Origin of the sequence: Acidipropionibacterium virtanenii (assembly GCF_003325455.1) — a bacterium.
Classification (GTDB): Bacteria; Actinomycetota; Actinomycetes; order Propionibacteriales; family Propionibacteriaceae; genus Acidipropionibacterium; species Acidipropionibacterium virtanenii.
On record NZ_CP025198.1, the window covers coordinates 1,086,663 to 1,103,514 of the forward strand.

General features: G+C 69.6%; 17 protein-coding genes. 5 read left to right on the forward strand and 12 right to left on the reverse strand.

What is annotated here, in order from left to right; genetic code table 11:
* Positions 1 to 101: 101 nt before the first annotated feature.
* The 9 genes from JS278_RS04930 to JS278_RS04970 all read right to left on the reverse strand — a co-directional run bounded on the left by JS278_RS04930 (position 102) and on the right by JS278_RS04970 (position 8,398).
* Positions 102 to 722, reverse strand: a complete 621-nt coding sequence (locus tag JS278_RS04930) for a superoxide dismutase (RefSeq protein WP_114044218.1) — start codon at positions 720 to 722, stop codon at positions 102 to 104.
* 133 nt (positions 723 to 855) lie between these two features.
* Positions 856 to 1,674, reverse strand: a complete 819-nt coding sequence (locus JS278_RS04935) for an ECF transporter S component (protein ID WP_114044219.1) — start codon at positions 1,672 to 1,674, stop codon at positions 856 to 858.
* Positions 1,671 to 3,401, reverse strand: coding sequence for an ABC transporter ATP-binding protein (locus tag JS278_RS04940; RefSeq protein ID WP_114044220.1), 1,731 nt, complete (start codon positions 3,399 to 3,401; stop codon positions 1,671 to 1,673). Before JS278_RS04940 ends, JS278_RS04935 begins: the two co-directional genes overlap by 4 nt.
* On the reverse strand, positions 3,398 to 4,657 hold the full coding sequence (locus JS278_RS04945; protein WP_245935200.1) for an energy-coupling factor transporter transmembrane protein EcfT: 1,260 nt from the start codon (positions 4,655 to 4,657) through the stop codon (positions 3,398 to 3,400). Before JS278_RS04945 ends, JS278_RS04940 begins: the two co-directional genes overlap by 4 nt.
* 8 nt (positions 4,658 to 4,665) lie before the next feature.
* Positions 4,666 to 5,334, reverse strand: coding sequence for a hypothetical protein (locus JS278_RS04950; protein WP_114044221.1), 669 nt, complete (start codon positions 5,332 to 5,334; stop codon positions 4,666 to 4,668).
* A 298-nt stretch (positions 5,335 to 5,632) separates the two neighbouring features.
* Positions 5,633 to 6,223 carry a class I SAM-dependent methyltransferase gene (locus tag JS278_RS04955; RefSeq protein WP_114044222.1) on the reverse strand — a complete coding sequence of 197 codons (591 nt, stop codon included), beginning with the start codon at positions 6,221 to 6,223 and terminating at the stop codon, positions 5,633 to 5,635.
* Between the two features lie 30 nt (positions 6,224 to 6,253).
* Positions 6,254 to 7,117 carry a tRNA pseudouridine(38-40) synthase TruA gene (gene truA, locus JS278_RS04960; protein ID WP_114044223.1) on the reverse strand — a complete coding sequence of 288 codons (864 nt, stop codon included), beginning with the start codon at positions 7,115 to 7,117 and terminating at the stop codon, positions 6,254 to 6,256.
* A complete protein-coding gene (gene trmB, locus JS278_RS04965; protein WP_114044224.1) occupies positions 7,114 to 7,905 on the reverse strand; it encodes a tRNA (guanosine(46)-N7)-methyltransferase TrmB in 792 nt (263 codons plus the stop codon). Before trmB ends, truA begins: the two co-directional genes overlap by 4 nt.
* Before the next feature lie 19 nt (positions 7,906 to 7,924).
* Positions 7,925 to 8,398, reverse strand: a complete 474-nt coding sequence (locus JS278_RS04970; RefSeq protein ID WP_114044225.1) for a MarR family winged helix-turn-helix transcriptional regulator — start codon at positions 8,396 to 8,398, stop codon at positions 7,925 to 7,927.
* Positions 8,399 to 8,769: 371 nt separating this feature from the next.
* Here JS278_RS04970 and rplM point away from each other — a divergent pair, with 371 nt between their 5' ends.
* Both rplM and rpsI read left to right on the forward strand, forming a co-directional pair.
* A complete protein-coding gene (gene rplM, locus JS278_RS04975; RefSeq protein ID WP_114044226.1) occupies positions 8,770 to 9,213 on the forward strand; it encodes a 50S ribosomal protein L13 in 444 nt (147 codons plus the stop codon).
* Between the two features lie 22 nt (positions 9,214 to 9,235).
* Positions 9,236 to 9,763: a 30S ribosomal protein S9 gene (gene rpsI / locus JS278_RS04980; protein ID WP_114044227.1), complete on the forward strand. Its 528-nt coding sequence runs from the start codon at positions 9,236 to 9,238 to the stop codon at positions 9,761 to 9,763.
* A gap of 77 nt (positions 9,764 to 9,840) precedes the next feature.
* Here rpsI and JS278_RS04985 read toward each other — a convergent pair whose 3' ends face one another.
* A complete protein-coding gene (locus JS278_RS04985; protein WP_114044228.1) occupies positions 9,841 to 10,557 on the reverse strand; it encodes an SDR family oxidoreductase in 717 nt (238 codons plus the stop codon).
* A 212-nt stretch (positions 10,558 to 10,769) separates the two neighbouring features.
* Between JS278_RS04985 and glmM the strand changes: the two genes are divergently transcribed.
* Complete coding sequence (gene glmM / locus JS278_RS04990) at positions 10,770 to 12,122, forward strand: phosphoglucosamine mutase (RefSeq protein ID WP_114044229.1); 1,353 nt, start codon at positions 10,770 to 10,772, stop codon at positions 12,120 to 12,122.
* Positions 12,123 to 12,127: 5 nt separating this feature from the next.
* Positions 12,128 to 12,904, forward strand: coding sequence for a hypothetical protein (locus tag JS278_RS04995; RefSeq protein ID WP_114044230.1), 777 nt, complete (start codon positions 12,128 to 12,130; stop codon positions 12,902 to 12,904).
* 27 nt (positions 12,905 to 12,931) lie between these two features.
* Here the strand turns inward: JS278_RS04995 and coaA are convergent, their stop codons facing one another.
* Both coaA and JS278_RS05005 read right to left on the reverse strand, forming a co-directional pair.
* Positions 12,932 to 13,915 (reverse strand): type I pantothenate kinase, encoded by a 984-nt coding sequence (coaA, locus tag JS278_RS05000; protein ID WP_114044231.1) that lies wholly within the window; start codon positions 13,913 to 13,915, stop codon positions 12,932 to 12,934.
* Between the two features lie 90 nt (positions 13,916 to 14,005).
* Positions 14,006 to 14,830 carry a methyltransferase domain-containing protein gene (locus tag JS278_RS05005; RefSeq protein ID WP_220150041.1) on the reverse strand — a complete coding sequence of 275 codons (825 nt, stop codon included), beginning with the start codon at positions 14,828 to 14,830 and terminating at the stop codon, positions 14,006 to 14,008.
* Between the two features lie 125 nt (positions 14,831 to 14,955).
* On the opposite strand from JS278_RS05005, the gene glmS reads away from it, so the two are divergent.
* Positions 14,956 to 16,803 (forward strand): glutamine--fructose-6-phosphate transaminase (isomerizing), encoded by a 1,848-nt coding sequence (gene glmS / locus JS278_RS05010; protein WP_114044233.1) that lies wholly within the window; start codon positions 14,956 to 14,958, stop codon positions 16,801 to 16,803.
* Positions 16,804 to 16,852: the final 49 nt, after the last annotated feature.

The window sequence follows — 16,852 nt, forward strand, 5'->3', positions numbered from 1 at the left end:
CGGATGGGAGACCCACGGTGCGAGTCTCACGATGCGAGGTCTCCCGGGGACGACGACGGCCCCCGTCCCAAGGGGGACGGGGGCCGGGCGTCTGCGGAGGATCAGATCAGACCTGCGGTCTGCGTCCTGGCGCGGTCGAAGCGGGCGGCGACATCGGCCCAGTTCACGACGTTCCACCAGGCATCGACGTAGTCGGCCTTCACATTCTGGTACTGCAGGTAGTAGGCGTGCTCCCACATGTCGAGCTGAAGGACCGGGACCTGTCCGGAGGGCAGGTTGCCCTGCTGATCGAACAGCTGCATGGTGTTGAGCCGCTGGCCCAGCACATCCCAGACCAGCATGCCCCAGCCGGAGCCCTGGACGCCCTTGGCGGTCTCGTTGAACTGCTGCTGGAAGCCGTCGAAGGAGCCGAAGTACTCGTCGATGGCGGAGGCCAGCTCATTGCCCTCCGGGCGTCCGCCGCCGTCGGGGGACATGTTCTTCCAGAAGACGGAGTGGTTGATGTGGCCGCCGAGATTGAAGGCGAGGTCCTTCTCCAGCTTGTTGATGGGCCCGAAATCGCCCTTCGCACGAGCCTCCTCGAGCTTCTCCAGCGCGGTATTGGCGCCCGTGACGTAGGTCTGATGGTGCTTGTCATGGTGGAGCTGCATGATCTGACCCGAGATATGGGGCTCGAGAGCGCCGTAGTCGTAGTCGAGATCGGGAAGGGTGTAAACAGCCATACTTCCTCCAAGTCGCATGTTCGTACCCGCCGGTGTCTCACCGACGGGCCCCGGTTGTGGGGCCTTGTTAAGAGGTATAGCGCGCCAGGACGCCGGTTCATTCCGGAAGACGGAGGTTTCTGCCCGTGCGGGGCTACTCCGGGCGTGTCGCCGGGCCCGGGGCGGCGCCCTGATCCGGGGCCGATCCCCAGGACGCCTTGCGCGAGGCACGGCGCAGCACTCGCATGACGGGCCGGCCCAGGACGGCGATGAGCACCACATTGGTGAGCGCCCGGCCGAGATTCCATGCCATCGAGGTGGCGATGTTGAACATCACGAAATGTTTCAGGTTGGTGCCGATCGAGGCCTGGGCGGAATAGCTGATCGACGTCGACATCCCCAGGTTGAAGGGCCAGAAGGCGAAGTCCATCAGCCAGCCGTAACCGAAAGCGGTGATGAACCCGTAGCCGGCCAGCACGGCGGTCTCGGCCCAGCCCGACAGCCGGGGCAGCAGCCCAGCCCCCAGCCCGACGAATCCGGCGGCCACCATCTGGTAGGGCAGCCAGGGCCCGAAGCCGGCTGTGAGCACGGCCGAGGTGAGGAAGGTCGTGACTCCCAGCAGGAAACCCATGCCCGCGCCGAAGACCCGCCCGCCCAGGATGATGAGCAGGAAGATGAACTCGATGCCCGCGGTCCCGGCGCTCAGCGGCCGGAGCGCGGCCCCGCAGGCGGTGAGCACCCCCAGCATGGCCAGCGCCTTCGCGTCGATGCCCGCCGATCCGAGGTCCGTGAGGAGTATGACGACTCCCAGCGCCAGCACGCCCGCCAGCAGGAAGGGGGCCCGGGACTCGTACCCGGCCTGGCTGCCCGGGTTGAGGAGGAGCGGCCAGGTGAAGGCCAGCAGGCCGAGGACGGCCGTCATCACGAGGATGAGCCTGGAGGTCAGGGGGGTGGCGAAGGCCGTGACCCTCATCGCGGCCCCCGTTCCACCGTGAGATCCACCGAGGGATCCGCCATGGCCTCCGCGACCTCCCCCGGGGTGAGCAGGTCGGCGGGATGGAAGACCTTGGCCATCTGCGGGGAGAAGGCCGGCGAGGAGGTGCAGACTGATCGCGTCGTGCCGTCGGCGACGATCTGACCGTCGGCCATCACCACGGTGCGGTCGCTGGACATCGCGGCGAACTCGACGTCGTGGGTGCTGATGAGGACCGCAGCGGGGGAGCCGGCCGGGCCGGCGAGCCCGGAACCGTCGGCGATGGCGCGGACGATCAGTGACAGCTGCGCCTTCATGGCGTAGTCGAGCCCGCGGGTCGGCTCGTCGAGCAGCACCACCGAGGGACGTGCGGCCAGCTGGATGGCCAGCACCAGGGCCAGCCGCTGGCCCTCCGACAGATCCCTGGGGTCGCGCTCGGCCGGCAGCTCGACCCCGAGCCGGTGAAGGATCGACGCGGTGGTTCCGGGGTCGGCCTCGGACTCCCGATCGGCCTGCTGGCACTCGGCCCCGACGCTGGGAAGGTAGAGCAGGTCGGCGGCCGCCTGCGGCACCAGGGTCACCAGCCGGCGCGCCTGTTCGGGGGAGGCGGTGCGCGGATCCGTCCAGCCCGGCTGCGCCACGTCGCCGCCGCTCGCAGTGTGGCTCGACCGGACCCGGACGCTTCCGGAACTGCGCGTGGCCCCCTGCACGGCCCACATCAGGGACGACTTGCCCGCCCCGTTGCGCCCCATCAACGTGGTGACGGTGCCGGACTGGAGAGTCAGATCCACCCGGTCGACGGCGTTGAGATCGCCGTAGGAGACGCTGAGATTCTCCAGCCGCATGACGTCGGCGGCCGGATCCGCGGCCCAGCTGAGGGCCTCTGTCGGCTCGGGCGCGCTGCGTGCGGGAACCTGCCCGGCGGCGCGCACCCGACGTCTGGCCCGGCGCACCGACAGAGGTACCGAGTCCCAGCCCAGGACTCTGGCCAGCTGGGCGAGCGGCGGGGTGACGTCGGCCCTCAGGAGCACCTCGGAGGGGTCGCCCTGGACGGCGGTGCTGTCGCCGGGCAGCCAGATGACGGTGTCGGCGGCATGCATCACCCGCTCCAGCCGGTGCTCTGCCAGCACCACGGTGAGGCCGACGTCATCGACCAGGGTGGTGATGGAGGCCAGCACATCCTGGGCGGCCGTGGGATCCAGTGCGCTGGTGGGCTCGTCCAGGACCAGGATGCGCGGCTGGGCGGCCAGCACCGAGGCGATCGCCACGCGCTGCTGCTGTCCGCCGGAGAGGTCGAGCAGCGGGCGCGACCGCAGATCGGCGATATTCAGCAGATCGAGGGTCTCCTCGACCCTCTTGCGCATGATCGAGCTGGAGATGCCCAGCTGCTCCATGCCGTAGGCGATCTCGTCCTCGACGGTGTCGGTGACGAAGCCGGCCATCGGGTTCTGTCCCACCACCCCGATGACATCGGCCAGATCGCGTGGCCGGTGGCTCCGGGTGTCAAGGCCGGCGACGGTCACCGAACCGTCAAGGCGCCCTCCCGAGAAATGCGGCACCAGGCCGTTGAGGGCTCCCAGCAGGGTGGACTTCCCGGAGCCGGTGCGGCCCACCACCAGGGCGAGATCGCCCTCGCGGACGGCCAGGTTCAGATGCGAGAGGACCGGCCGGTCGGCATCGGGAAGGGTGATGGAGACGTCGTCCAGGACGAGAGCCGGGGCGGTCATGTCCGGCTCCTGCCGGAAGGCCCCGGATGCCTGGGCGCGCGGGCGGAGGGCAGGGGTGCGCGGCCGGGCCGCCGCGGCGCTGTGGTGAGGAAGGCGGGGGCCGCGACCAGCGCCGCGGCGACCAGCATGAGGGGATGCAGCGCCGGCCATTCCAGCGGACTGGTCGGCGGGTTGAGCGCCACGGGCGCCAGTGCGGACAGGGCCGCGATGACGGCGATGACGAGCAGACCGCACCCGATCACGGCGATCGATCGCAGGGTCCACCGATGAGGACGGTACCGGGTGACCCGCAGCCGGCGTCCCGCCGAGCGCAGCCCTGCGACCGCGCCGATCGCACTGAACCCCAGAAGCACCGCCCCGAGCAGCTGCGCGGACAGTCGTGGCGCCGAGGCCCAGCGCGGATCGGCCAGCAGCAGGTAGGCGCCGATCACCAGGCCGCCCATCGAGGCCACCAGGCCCAGGGCGGTGCCGGGCCGTACCCGCCGGTTGTCGCGGGTGCGTCCGAAACCGCGTGACTCCATGGCACGGGCCAGGTCCATGGAGGACTCGACGGCGTCCTGGAGGACCGGGATGAGGATGCTCGTGAAGGCTCGCAGGCCGCGGGCACGGCCGCCTCTCAGCCGCCGGGCGCGTCGCACCCGGCCCACCGAGACGATGAGCTGAGGGAAGACCGACAGGGCGATGACGACCGCCACCGATATGTCGTGGAGGGCGGCCGGGACCGATTTCAGGACGCCGCGGGGATCGGCCAGCGTGTTGGCGGCCCCGAAGCAGGCCAGCATGGTGGCCAGCCGTAGCGCGTCGTATCCGGTGGTGGCCAGTCCTTCGGCGGTGACCGGGCCGCCCAGCGACATCCCGGCCCATGGCAGCGGGATCTGCGGCAGCCGGAGGACGACGGTGCCGGTCCCCGAACCTCCCAGGACGATCTGGAAGACCATCCGGATGACGATCACCGACAGCGCCAGGGTGATGTAGGTGCCGGCCGAGCGGGCCCACGGTTCGTCGGTGCGCCGGTTGACGACCACCAGCACCATCGCGGCCAGCAGCAGGCTGATGAGCAGCGGGCTGGTGGTCAGGCTCACCGCGGCTCCGGTGGCCAGCGCCCAGGCCCACCACGCCATCGGGTGGGTGGGTTCTCCGGCGGCGGATGTGCGGAGGGCGGTGGGTCCGGATGCCGGGAGGCTGCGGGCGGGACGCCCCTCGACCCCGTCATCGATGATGACGGGGTCGAGGGGCCGCTCGAGGATGCGGGTCACCTCGGCGATCAGTTCCTGCGGCGCCGGATGACGATGTAGACGACGGCGCCGATCACGATGACGGCGGCGACGATCCCGATCCCCCAGGCGGTCGAGGAGCCGGTCGACGAACCACTGCTGCCGGAGTCCGAGGCGGCCGTGGAGCCGACCGCGGCGGACGGGCTCGCCGAGGAGTCCGCGTCGGGCACGTCGGTGGTCAACGAGAGCGTCCCGGGGGTGCAGGACTTCTCAGAGGCCTTGTTGTAGCACCATGCCTCGATGGATCCCTTGGCGGGCTTCGACTGGTCGGCCGCCTTCTGGGAGTAGCTGAAGGTCTTGCCGTCGGTCGAGGTGTAGTAGTTCCAGTACTGTCCGTTGAACGTGGTGGGGCACGGGTTCGGCTGCTTGTCGAGGGCGCAGATCATGCCCTTGGCATCCTTGGCGACGTCGACCCCCGCTGATTTGAGCGCCGCCTCGCCGGTTCCGAACTCGGTGGCGCAGGTGCTGGCCAGCACCGATCCGTCGGAGTAGGTGACGTAGACCCACACGTTGCCGGCGCTCAGGCAGTCCTGAGGGGTACCCGAGGGCCGGCCGACGGCCGAGGCCGAGGAGGCGCCGGTGGCGATCATCGCGGCGCACAGCAGCAGCGCCGAGAACAGGGCGGACAGGCGCCGGAGAGGATGAACTGTGCTCTGCACGAGATGCTTCTTTCACTGGCGGGTCCGGTCGTGATCCGCGCCTGGTGCAGCTCGCGGACCCTTCCGTGACCTCGACGGAATTCGGGGCGGTGCGGGACATGACGTCGGCGCGACCCCAGGGTCGGAGTCCTCGCGGGCGGTCCGGCTCCGCCGCGGTGCGGCGTCACGGTTGCGGGTCAGCTCCGGTTCTGCACCGGATTCTCCCAGGAGGGCCGCGCCGTACTCGACTGCGCGTCCCCTGACGAGGACGCAAGCATCATAGGTCCCCGCGGGCCCGGTGTGAAGTGCCCGCCGCAGGTCAGCGGGCGACGTCGAGCACCCGGAATCCCTTGGCAGAGGACACCCGGTCGACCTGATACCTCTGCTCGCCGAGCCAGCGGGCCAGTGAGTCCGCTCCCAGGTTGCGACCGACCACCAGGTGCGCGACGCCGTCCTCGGCGAGCCGCTCGAGCCAGGCCAGCAGCATCTCGTGGAGCACCTGCTTGCCGACCCGGATGGGCGGATTGGACCAGATCTCGTCGAACCGGACGGCCGGATCGACCTCCTCGGGTCGCGATGCTCGGACCTGGTCGGCGGCTCCCAGTGCCAGGGCGTTGCGCCTGGTGAGGCTGACGGCCAGGTCGTTGACGTCGACGGCATGCACCGTGGCGCCGGGGACGGCCAGGGCGAGGGCGCAGGCGATCGGACCGTATCCGCAGCCCAGGTCCAGGAAGGTGCCGGGGGAGGCCGGCGGCTCGACAGACCTGAAGAGCACCGATGTGCCCAGGTCGAGCCTTGATCCGGAGAAGACGCCGCCGGCCGTGGTGAAGGTGAGGTCCTCGTCCCAGATCCGGGCCCGGACGGTGCGGGTCTCGACAGGGCCCGTGGGGGTTTCGAAGTAGTGGCTCACAGAGTCACTCTCTCATCGTCGCGTCCGGCGTCACGTCTGGTCGCAGCCGCAGCCGGCATCCAGCTCGTGGGCGCTGCGTACGGCACGGGCCCGTTCGGCGCGTCCGGCCAGATCCTCGTCATCGGGATAGCCGACCTCCTCGAGGGTGAGCCCGGCGGCGGGCATCACGACGACGCTGGAGGCGCGGGTCGGGGATGCGGCCACCGCGTCGAGCCACTGCCGGGGGCGTCGGGAGGCGGCCACCGCGGTGAGGGCGCCCACCAGGGAGCGGACCATCGAGTGGCAGAAGGCGTCGGCGCGCACGGTGAGTTCGATGGTGCCGCAGGGATCGTCGAGGCGCGTGGCCCGGCACTCCAGCAGGGTGCGGATCGTGGTGGCGCCGTCGCGTCGCTTGCAGAAGGCCGCGAAGTCCCGAAGCCCCAGCAGGGATGCGCCGGCCGCGTTGAGAAGATCGAGATCGAGCTGTTCCCGCAGCGCCACGATGTGGCCGCGCAGCAGCGGGTCGGGGCGCGAGTCGGCGTCCCACAACCGGTAGACGTAGCGGCGCCACAGAGCGGAGAAGCGGGCGTCGAAGGCGTCGGGGACGGCGCTGAGGCGCCGCACCGCGAGATCGGGCTCCAGGACCCGGCCGAGCCGACGCACCAGGTCCGGTCTCGGGTCGAGGCCGCCCGGCAGGTCGATGTGGGCCACCTGTCCCCGGGCGTGGACCCCGGCGTCGGTGCGTCCCGCCACCGTCAGAGGAACCGGGCGGTCCAGCCGGAGAACCCGCGGGATCCAGCGCTCCAGCTCTCCCTGGACGGTGCGCCGGCCGGGCTGGGCGGCCCAGCCGGAGAAGCCGGCGCCGTCGTAGGCGATGTCCAGGCGCCAGCGCCGGGTAGGGGCAGGGCCGCTCATCCGTGCGGCCCGTCGGGTCCCTGCGCCCTCGCGTAGAGCAGGTCGCGCACCGTGCGGCCGGCCGCCACACCCTTCCTCTCGTACCGGGTGACGGGGCGCTCGGCCCAGCGGGGGCAGTATCCGTCGGGGCCCGAGCCGACCGGCTCCAGGGCCGGTTCGGCGCCCAGCACGTCGCGCATCCAGTCGGCGTAGTCCTGCCAGTCGGTGGCCAGCCGCCACAGACCGCCCGGGCGGAGCCGGGAGGCCACCAGGCGGGCGAGATCGGGGTTGACGATCCGGCGCTTGTGGTGGCGCTTCTTGTGCCAGGGGTCGGCGAAGAAGGTCCACAGCTCGTCGAGGTCGCCGGGGCCGAGGAGGTGTTCCAGGCCTGCGGCGGCGTCGGCGACGATGATGCGGACGTTGCGCGCACCCGCGCGGTCGAGCCGGGTGAGGGAGGAGGCCACCGAGGGCAGGTACACCTCGAAGCCGATGAAATCCCGTTCGGGATGAGCGGCGGCGACCGTCGCCAGGACGTCCCCGGAGCCCGATCCGATCTCGACCGTGAGTGGGGCACGGCGTCCGAAGATCTGCTGAAGGTCGAGGTCGGAGCCCGGCGCCACCGAGGTGCTGGTGGTGTCATGCGGCACCTCGACGAGGTATCGGGAGCCCAACCTGGTCATCGCGTGTTCCTGGGAGGTGTTCATCCTCGGGGAGCGACGCACGAAGGAGACCACCCCGCGGCGGAACCGGTCGTCGCCGCGGTGGGCCCCGGCCGAGTGGTCGTTCCCCCGCCTGTACTGCACAGTCACGGTCGCCGATGGTAACCCGTCAGCGCCGGTCGGCGCCCGTCGAGACGTGCAGGGCGATCTTCTCCAGGGCCGGAAGGGCGTGGTGGACGGTGTCGATCTCGGCCTCGGTGAGGCCCTCCATGAGGTCGGTGACGTCCTTGGCCCGCTCGGCGCGGGCCTTCTTGAGCGCGATGATGCCCGCGGCGGTGACGGAGACCAGGAATGCCCTGCCGTCGTCGGGGTCGTCGGTGCGGGTGATGAATCCATGGGACTCGAGTTCCGCGACGATCCTGGTGATCGTGGGCCTGGTGACCCGCTCGGCGGCGGCCAGATCCGCCGGGCGGAGCGGGCCCGACCGGTCGATGGTCGCCAGGGCCGACAGCGCCCCGTAGGTCATGTTGAAGGACCGGACCCTGATCCTGCGGCTGATCCGGCTGATGGCCGTCGTCAGTCTCGAGGTGAGCTCCTCCTCGGTGGTGGCCGGGCCGGGGCCAGGAGCGGCGTCGGCGAGCATCAGCTGCTCTGTCGCGCAATGGTGGCCTGCACGGTAGCGATGGTACGCGTCTCTTCGTGAATGTAGGAGGATCCCCGTGTCGGCGAGCTCACGGGGGAGTCTTCCCGTCCCGTCGTCGATTTCCCCGGGACCGGATCGCTGATGTAGAGTCCTGCCTGTTGCCCTCGAGCAAACGGGAGTGAGCCGCCGCGGCTCCTCCGACTGTCCGACACGTCGATGTCGTGATGCGGTGGCCGAATCTCCGGCGTCCGAGTCCGACGCCGTCGAGCAGACAGGCCCGGGGACCACGAGTCAATTACCCGGACCGTCCCGGCCCGGGTATCGAGTTGAAATCCCCCGATTCGTCGGGGGACCGAGTCGAGAAGGTACCTGTGACCACCTACAGCCCCAAGCCCGGTGAGGTCACGCGGAACTGGTACGTCATCGACGCCGAGGACATCGTCCTGGGCCGTCTGGCGACCACCACCGCAAACCTCCTGCGCGGCAAGCACAAGCCGCAGTACGCCCCGCACATCGACACCGGTGACTTCGTCGTCGTCATCAACGCCTCGAAGATCGCCGTCACCGGCAACAAGGCGACCAAGTCGCTGCGTCACGACCACTCCGGTCGTCCCGGTGGCCTGCGCACCACCACCATCGGCGAGCTGCTGGCCAAGAACCCGCGTCGCGCCGTCGAGCGCGCCGTGTGGGGCATGATGCCCAAGAACAAGCTGTCGCGCCAGCAGATGAGCAAGCTCAAGGTCTATGGCGGGCCGGAGCACCCCCACGCTGCGCAGAGGCCGCAGCCTTTCGAGATCACCCAGATCGCTCAGTGATCGTCAGACAAGGATTGTGACTGTGACTGAAACCACCACTCACGACGAGAACCTCGAGTCCGAGGTCAAGCCGTTCACCGAGGGCGAGCGCGAGATCGCCTATCGCACCGATTCCAACCCGGCCGTGGCCGCAGGCGAGGCCGTCCGCCCCGCCGTCGTCGCCCCCGGCCAGGCCACCGGCCGCCGCAAGGAGGCGATCGCCCGCGTGCGCATCGCCCCCGGCTCCGGCAGGTGGAGCATCAACGGCGGTCGCACCCTGGAGGAGTACTTCCCCAACAAGGTGCATCAGCAGATCGCCTCCGAGCCCTTCGCCACCGCCGGTGTCGAGGGTTCCTACGACGTCATCGTCCGGATCACCGGCGGCGGTGTGACCGGCCAGGCCGGCGCGCTGCGTCTGGGCATCGCCCGGGCCCTCAACGCCGTCGACGCCGAGGCCTCGCGTCCGGCCCTCAAGAAGGCCGGCATGCTGACCCGTGACGCCAGGATCAAGGAGCGCAAGAAGGCCGGCCTCAAGAAGGCCCGCAAGGCTCCGCAGTACAGCAAGCGCTGATACCCGGCGGGCCCTGCCCGCTACGTGCAGAATGCGGCCGACCCCCGGGGGTCGGCCGCATTCTCTGTTCCGATCCGTCACGCGTTCCTGGCGCCGCCCTCGACGTGGATGGTCTCGCCGGAGACGAAGGTCGCGCCCAGCAGCCACAGCACGGCGTCGGCGATATCCGAGCTGGCACCCCAGCGGCCGGCGAGGTTGCCTCCGGCGGCGTCCTCGAGGAACTTCTTCTTGTTGGCGCCCATGGCGTCCCATGAGCCGGAGTCGATGATTCCCGGGGAGATCGCGTTGACGCGGATCGGGGCGAGGTCCTTGGCGAGGTGCGAGGCCGCGAAGCTCACCGCACCGTTGGTGATGCCCATCACCGAGAATCCTTTCTGAGGACTCCAGGCGGCCACTCCCGAGAAGAGCACGATCGATCCGGTGGGTGGGAGGATCCCGGCCGCGTGTTTGGCGACCATCAGCGGGCCGATGACCTTGGCCTCGAAGGCGGCGACAGTCCTGTCGTGGTCGAGGCGGTCGACCGGCACATTGTGGTGGGCGGCCGTGAGGACGACGATGTGATCGATCTTCCCCGCTCCGGCCAGCCCGGCCTCGATGCTCGCCTCATCGGTGACGTCCATCCTCACCCACTCGGCATTCTGGATGGACGACGCCGCGTCCGAAGCCTTCTGCTCGTCCCGGGCCCCGATGATGACGACTGCTCCGGCGCCGGCAGCGGCGCGCGCCACTGCGAGTCCGAGATCCCGGGAGCCTCCGATCACCAGGACCCTCTGGCCTGTCAGATCCTTGCTCATGGTGCGATTCCTTCCCTGTCCGTGCGTCATTGCCGTGCGGTCTGGATGCGATATGGGACCCGGGGTCTGCTCTCCCGCGTCATTGTCCTTCAAATCTACCAATCCGTCGGCGTGATCGAGAGTGTTCGCGGGCGGCCCGGCGGCAGGCTGTCACATCATCAGGGTGACGTCTCCGGCGGCGACCGCGCAGCAATGCTCTAGAGTGGCGTTCCGTGGCACGACTTTTCGGAACAGATGGTGTACGCGGTGTGGCGAACCAGGATCTCACCGCCGAACTCGCACTCGACCTCTCGGTCGCGGCGGCTCACGTGCTGGGGGAGGCCGGTGCTTTCGGGCACCGCCAGCCCACGGCTCTGGTGGCCCGCGACCCACGCGCGTCAGGCGAGTTCCTGGAGGCTGCCGTGTGCGCAGGGCTGGCCAGCGCGGGCGTCGACGTCATGCGGGTGGGGGTGATCCCGACCCCGGCTGCGGCCTACCTCGTCAACGAGTACCGCACCGATCTCGGTGTCATGCTGTCGGCATCTCACAACCCCATGCCGGACAACGGCATCAAGTTCTTCCAGCGCGGTGGGGTCAAGCTCGCCGACGATCTGGAGGACGCCATCGAGGCGCGGATGGAGGAGCCGTGGCAGCGCCCGACCGGCGAGCGCGTCGGACGGATCCGCACCTCCACCGACGCGGTGAGGACCTACATCGACCACCTCGTCGCCAGCCTGCGCCAGGACAAGACCCTGGCCGGTCTCAAGGTGGTCCTGGACTGCGCCAACGGCGCCTCCTCGAAGACCGGGCCGACCGCCTTCCGGGAGCAGGGCGCTCAGGTCACCGCCATCAGCGCCTCGCCCGACGGCATCAATATCAACGATTCGTGCGGATCGACTCATCCGGAGAAGCTCCAGGCGAAGGTCGTCGAGGTCGGCGCGGATCTGGGTCTGGCCTTCGACGGGGACGCCGACCGCTGCCTGGCGGTCGACCATGAGGGCAATATCGTCGACGGCGACCAGGTGCTGGCGATCCTGGCCCTGGGGCTCCAGGAGGACCACCGGCTGGCCTCCAACACGGTCGTGGCCACCATCATGAGCAATCTGGGCCTCACCCTGGCGATGAGGGAGCACGACATCCACGTCGACCAGACCAAGGTCGGGGACCGCTACGTGCTGGAGTCCATGAACGCCAACGGCTTCTCGCTGGGCGGCGAGCAGTCCGGTCATGTCATCATGAGCGAGTTCGCCACCACTGGCGACGGGGTGCTCACCGGCCTGCACGTGGCCGCGCGGGTGGCCCGTACCGGCAAGACCCTGAAGGATCTCGCCTCGGTGATGAAGCGGCTTCCGCAGTCCCTGGTGAACGTGCGCGGGGTCGACAAGCTGCGCGCCGGCATGGATCCGGAGGTCAACCGGGCGGTCGCCGACGCGAACCAGAAGCTCGGCGAGACGGGCCGGGTCGTGCTGCGTCCCTCGGGCACCGAGCCGCTGGTGCGTGTGATGGTCGAGGCCGGCACCCAGAAGGAGGCCGACAAGATCTGCCAGGACCTGGCGACCATCGTCAAGCAGCGCCTGGCGATCTGAGTCCGATGGGACTGTTCAACCGGCTTCGGCCCGATCCGGACCTGGCCTCGCTGGACACCCGTTCCGCGGAACGGGTGCGCAGCCTGGTGCGATCCTGCCTGGAGTCGCTGGGGATCGAGGCCACGGTCGCGGGCGGGCACATCGACTCGTCGCTGGGCCACCTCAGCCTGGAGCAGGTGGCCCGTGAGTGCGCCGACCAGGACCGCGGGTCCTGGCCGGTGATCGTCGACGAGGTGGTCAAGCGGATGATCCGCTCCCTGGTCGACGGCGCCGATCAGCTGTCGGACGCCACGATCGGTGAGCACGTCGTGTGGCGGCTGCTGCCCGATGCAGAGCGGATGGGCCGGTCGTTCCGGTACGCCCGGCCCGTGACGGGTGCCGGTGGAGAGCTCGAAGGGGTCGTGCTGGCCCTGGCCTGGGACGGCCAGGAGACCCTTGACGTCCTCAATGACGCCGCCCTGTCGGAGGTGCGCGATCTGGATGTCGCCTTCGAGGCGGGCCGGGAGAATCTCGTCGAGGACCTGGCGGCCGCTGCGGTGGAGACGACGCAGCTGGCGGCCGGCGTCGTGGAGATCACCTCGCCCTCCTGGCTGACGGCGTCCTGGGCACTGCTGCCCGCCGAGGTTGCCGAGAGGTTCCTGCCCGAGGTCTCAGGGGTTCTGCTCGCGGCACCCGATCATCAGCACGTGCTGGTCGGCCCGGACACGCCGGAGGCGCGCACGGTTCTCGGGTCACGGGCGGGGCGGGCCCCGGTCCTGCCGGTGGTCGCGCCGCCTCGCTGAGGGTCCCGGCCCGGGCGGGCGTCGTCCTCAGATCTTGCGGATCCAGATGCTCTCGACCTCGTGGTCATGGCCCTTGTGCAGGATCGCGGTGGCCCGGCCTCTGGTGGGCAGCACGTTGTGGCGCAGGTTCGGGCCGTTGATCTGATCCCAGATCTCCCTGGCCACCGCCACGGCCTGGTCGTCCGGCAGGGCCGCGTACTCCCTGAAATAGGAGTCCGGGTCGGTGAAGGCGGTCTCCCGCAGGGTGAGGAAGCGGCTCAGATACCAGTCGATGATGTCGTCCTCGCGGGCGTCGACGTAGACCGAGAAGTCGAAGAAGTCCGACAGCGTCAGACCCGTGGTGTTGTTGCTGCGCAGCCGAGGCGGCTGGAGCACATTGAGCCCCTCGACGATGAGGATGTCGGGATGGCGCACCACGATCTTCTCGTCGGGGATGATGTCGTAGCTGATGTGGGAGTACACCGGAGCACTCACCTCCGGCACCCCGGACTTCACGTCGACGACGAACTGCAGCAGCGCCTTGCGGTCGTACGACTCGGGGAATCCCTTGCGTTCCAGCAGCCCATTCTCCTCGAGGACGTCATTGGGATAGAGGAACCCGTCGGTCGTGATGAGCTCCACCTCCGGGCGGCGCGGGGAGCGGGCCAGGAGCTCCTTGAGCAGCCTTGCCACTGTCGACTTTCCGACCGCCACGCTGCCGGCGATGCCGATCACGAAGGGGGTGCGGCGCATGCCGTGGTCGCCGAGTCTCAGGAAGGCGTCCGAGGCCTCGAAGAGGGCTCCAGTGTGCATGCAGTAGAGATGGATGAGCTGGGTGAGCGGACGGTAGATCTCCACGACGTCGCGCTGGCTGGTCGGATCCCCCAGACCCCTGATCATGCGGAGAGTCTGATCGTCGATGTCGATATCGGTGCGTTCGGCCAGATCGGCGAAGGCCCTCCGGGTCAGCTCGATGTATGGACCGGCCTCGGTGTTGTCGTCATCGACCGGGGGAGTCGGTGTGAGATCCATGTGCGCCTCGTCGTGTCGGTGGGATCGCGGCGGCCCGCTGCGGGCGTCGCCGCGCTCCCATTCGGAACACGGCGACGATATCCAAGAAACTCACCCGCGTGCTGGGACTTCGGCCACCAGTTCGGTGTGCACCATCACGAAGTAGGCGTCGGGGGACCGCCCCCAGTCGATCCACGCCCGGGCCATCTCCTCGATGTCGGCGGTGCTGCGGCCCGCCGAGAGGGCCTGGCGGGTGAAGGTCGCGCCGCTCACCCGGGCCGCCTGGCTGGACGACCACCACCGCACCGAGACCGGGTCGCAGTAGCACCAGGTCGACGCCGTCACCCGCAGGTTCTCCAGACCCGCGGCCCGGGCCCAGGCTTTGAGGTGCCGGCCGGCGTCGGGTTCGGCACCGTTGGCCCGGGCGATGCCCCGGTAGGTGTCCAGCCACATGTCCAGGCCGGGCAGGTCCGGGTACCAGCTCATGGTGCGGTACTCGACGTCGCGGACGGCCACCAGGGACGCCGAGACACGGGCCATCTCCCTCAGCGCGGCGACCGGGTCCTGGAGGTGCTGCAGCACCTGGTGGGCGTGGACCACATCGAAGCTGCCGTCCTCGAAGGGCAGCGCTACGACGTCGGCCGCCATGAATGTGGTCGTCCGGTCCGCTCGACGCGACGCCTCTGCGCGGGCGGCCTCCAGGGCCTCGACGGAGGGATCGACGCCGACGACCAGGCCGGGGCGGACCCGTTCGGCCAGGTCGAGGGTCACCGTGCCGGGCCCGCAACCGACATCGAGCAGGCTCATCCCGGGACGCAGGGAGCCGAGGAGGTAGTGTGCTGAACTCGTGGCGGTCCGGGTGGCGTGGGCGTTCAGGACCGGTGCGGAATGGCCGTGCGTGTAGCTGCTCTCGGCGTAGCTGTGCGACGATCTCACGGCTGCGATGCTAGGCCACAGGCCGTCGGGCGGCAGAGGCGAACCGGATCGCGGACTGCTCGCCGGGCCAGACCGCGGCGCGCCCGGTTCGGCGAAACGCTCAGTCATCCTGTACGTTTCTTGCCATGTGTGGAATTGTCGGTTATTGCGGCCATCAGCAGGCCGAGCATGTCATCATCGAGGGCCTGCGGCGCCTTGAGTACCGCGGCTACGACTCCGCGGGCCTGGCCGTCGTGGCGGACGGGACCCTTCACTGGGCGAAGAAGGCGGGCAAGCTGGCCAACCTCGCCACCGAGCTGGAGACCCATCGCCTCCCGGATTCGAACCAGGGTATCGGACACACCCGGTGGGCCACTCACGGCGCACCGACCGATGCCAACGCCCACCCCCATCTGTCCGCCGACGGCAAGGTCGCCGTCGTCCACAACGGCATCATCGAGAACTTCGCCACCCTCAAGGCCGAGCTGATCGCTGAGGGCGTGATCTTCAGTTCCGACACCGATACCGAGGTGGCGGCCCATCTGCTCGGCCGGGAGACCGCCCGCGGGGCCGGCCTGGCCGAGGCGATGGGCCGAGTGGCCACCAGGCTGGCCGGCGCCTTCACCCTCGTCGCGGTGAGCGCCGACGAGCCCGACGTCGTCGTCGCGGCGCGGCGCAATTCGCCGCTGGTCGTGGGTCTGGGCGAGGGGGAGAACTTCCTGGCCTCCGACGTCGCCGCCTTCATCGAGCACACCCGCGACGCCCTGGAACTCGGCCAGGATCAGGTCGTCACCATCACCCCCGACTCCGTGGCGGTCACCGACTTCGCCGGAAATCCCTCCGAGGCGCACCCCTACCACGTCGACTGGGACCTGTCGGCGGCCGAGAAGCAGGGCTACGACTGGTTCATGCGCAAGGAGATCTTCGAGCAGCCGAAGGCAGTCGCCGACACCCTGCTGGGCCGCTGGTCGGACCGCGGCGAGCTGGTCCTCGACGAGGTGCGGATCTCCCCGGAGGAGCTGCGCCGGATCAACAAGATCGTCATCGTGGCCTGCGGTTCCGCCTTCTACGCCGGGATGGTCGCCAAGTACGCCATCGAGCACTGGACCCGGGTGGCCTGCGAGGTGGAACTGGCCAGTGAGTTCCGCTACCGCGATCCGATCATCGACCCGATGACCCTGGTCATCACCATCTCCCAGTCCGGCGAGACCGCCGACACCCTGATGGCCATCCGGCACGCCCGCGAGCAGCACGCCCGGGTCATCGCCATCTGCAACACCAACGGGGCCACCATCCCGCGCGAGTCGGACGCGGTGATCTACACCCACGCCGGCCCGGAGATCGGTGTGGCCTCCACCAAGGGATTCCTCACCCAGGTGGTGGCCTGCTATCTCCTGGGGCTCTATCTCGCCCAGATCCGCGGCATGAAGTACGGCGACGAGATCCGCGCCCTGGTGGATGAGCTGGAGTCCATGCCCGACAAGATCCAGCGCGTGCTCGACGGGATCGAACCGGTCTACGAACTGGCCCGGAAGATGGCCCGCGACGAGGATGCGGTGTTCTTCCTGGGCCGTCACGTCGGATACCCGGTGGCTCTGGAGGGGGCGCTGAAGCTCAAGGAGATCGCCTACCTGCACGCCGAGGGGTTCGCCGCCGGGGAGCTCAAGCACGGTGCGATCGCCGTCGTCGAGGAGGGCACCCCGGTCTTCGTCGTGGTGCCCCCGGAGGGGCGCGACCAGCTTCACGACAAGGTGGTCTCCAACATCGAGGAGATCCGCGCCCGTGGAGCACGCACCATCGTGCTCGCCGAGGAGGGGGACACGGCCGTCTCGGCCTTCGCCGACATGCTCATCTCCCTGCCGAGGTGCTCGACCCTGCTCCAGCCGCTGGTGGCCGCCGTACCCCTCCAGGCCTTCGCCTGCGAGCTGGCGACCGCCAAGGGGCACGACGTGGATCAGCCCCGCAACCTGGCCAAGTCGGTCACCGTGGAGTGACCCTTCCCGGCTCATCGCTGATGGGGCCCGCCGATCCGAATGTGGATCG

What these genes read in the sequence shown, in the direction of transcription:
- JS278_RS04935 (WP_114044219.1), bottom strand. Translation starts at nt 1,674, where the DNA reads ATGAGGGTCACGGCCTTCGCCACCCCCCTGACCTCCAGGCTCATCCTC.
- truA (WP_114044223.1), bottom strand. Translation starts at nt 7,117, where the DNA reads ATGAGCGGCCCTGCCCCTACCCGGCGCTGGCGCCTGGACATCGCCTAC.
- JS278_RS04940 (WP_114044220.1), bottom strand. Translation starts at nt 3,401, where the DNA reads ATGACCGCCCCGGCTCTCGTCCTGGACGACGTCTCCATCACCCTTCCC.
- JS278_RS04985 (WP_114044228.1), bottom strand. Translation starts at nt 10,557, where the DNA reads ATGAGCAAGGATCTGACAGGCCAGAGGGTCCTGGTGATCGGAGGCTCC.
- JS278_RS04970 (WP_114044225.1), bottom strand. Translation starts at nt 8,398, where the DNA reads ATGCTCGCCGACGCCGCTCCTGGCCCCGGCCCGGCCACCACCGAGGAG.
- glmS (WP_114044233.1), top strand. Translation starts at nt 14,956, where the DNA reads ATGTGTGGAATTGTCGGTTATTGCGGCCATCAGCAGGCCGAGCATGTC.
- JS278_RS04930 (WP_114044218.1), bottom strand. Translation starts at nt 722, where the DNA reads ATGGCTGTTTACACCCTTCCCGATCTCGACTACGACTACGGCGCTCTC.
- JS278_RS04995 (WP_114044230.1), top strand. Translation starts at nt 12,128, where the DNA reads ATGGGACTGTTCAACCGGCTTCGGCCCGATCCGGACCTGGCCTCGCTG.
- coaA (WP_114044231.1), bottom strand. Translation starts at nt 13,915, where the DNA reads ATGGATCTCACACCGACTCCCCCGGTCGATGACGACAACACCGAGGCC.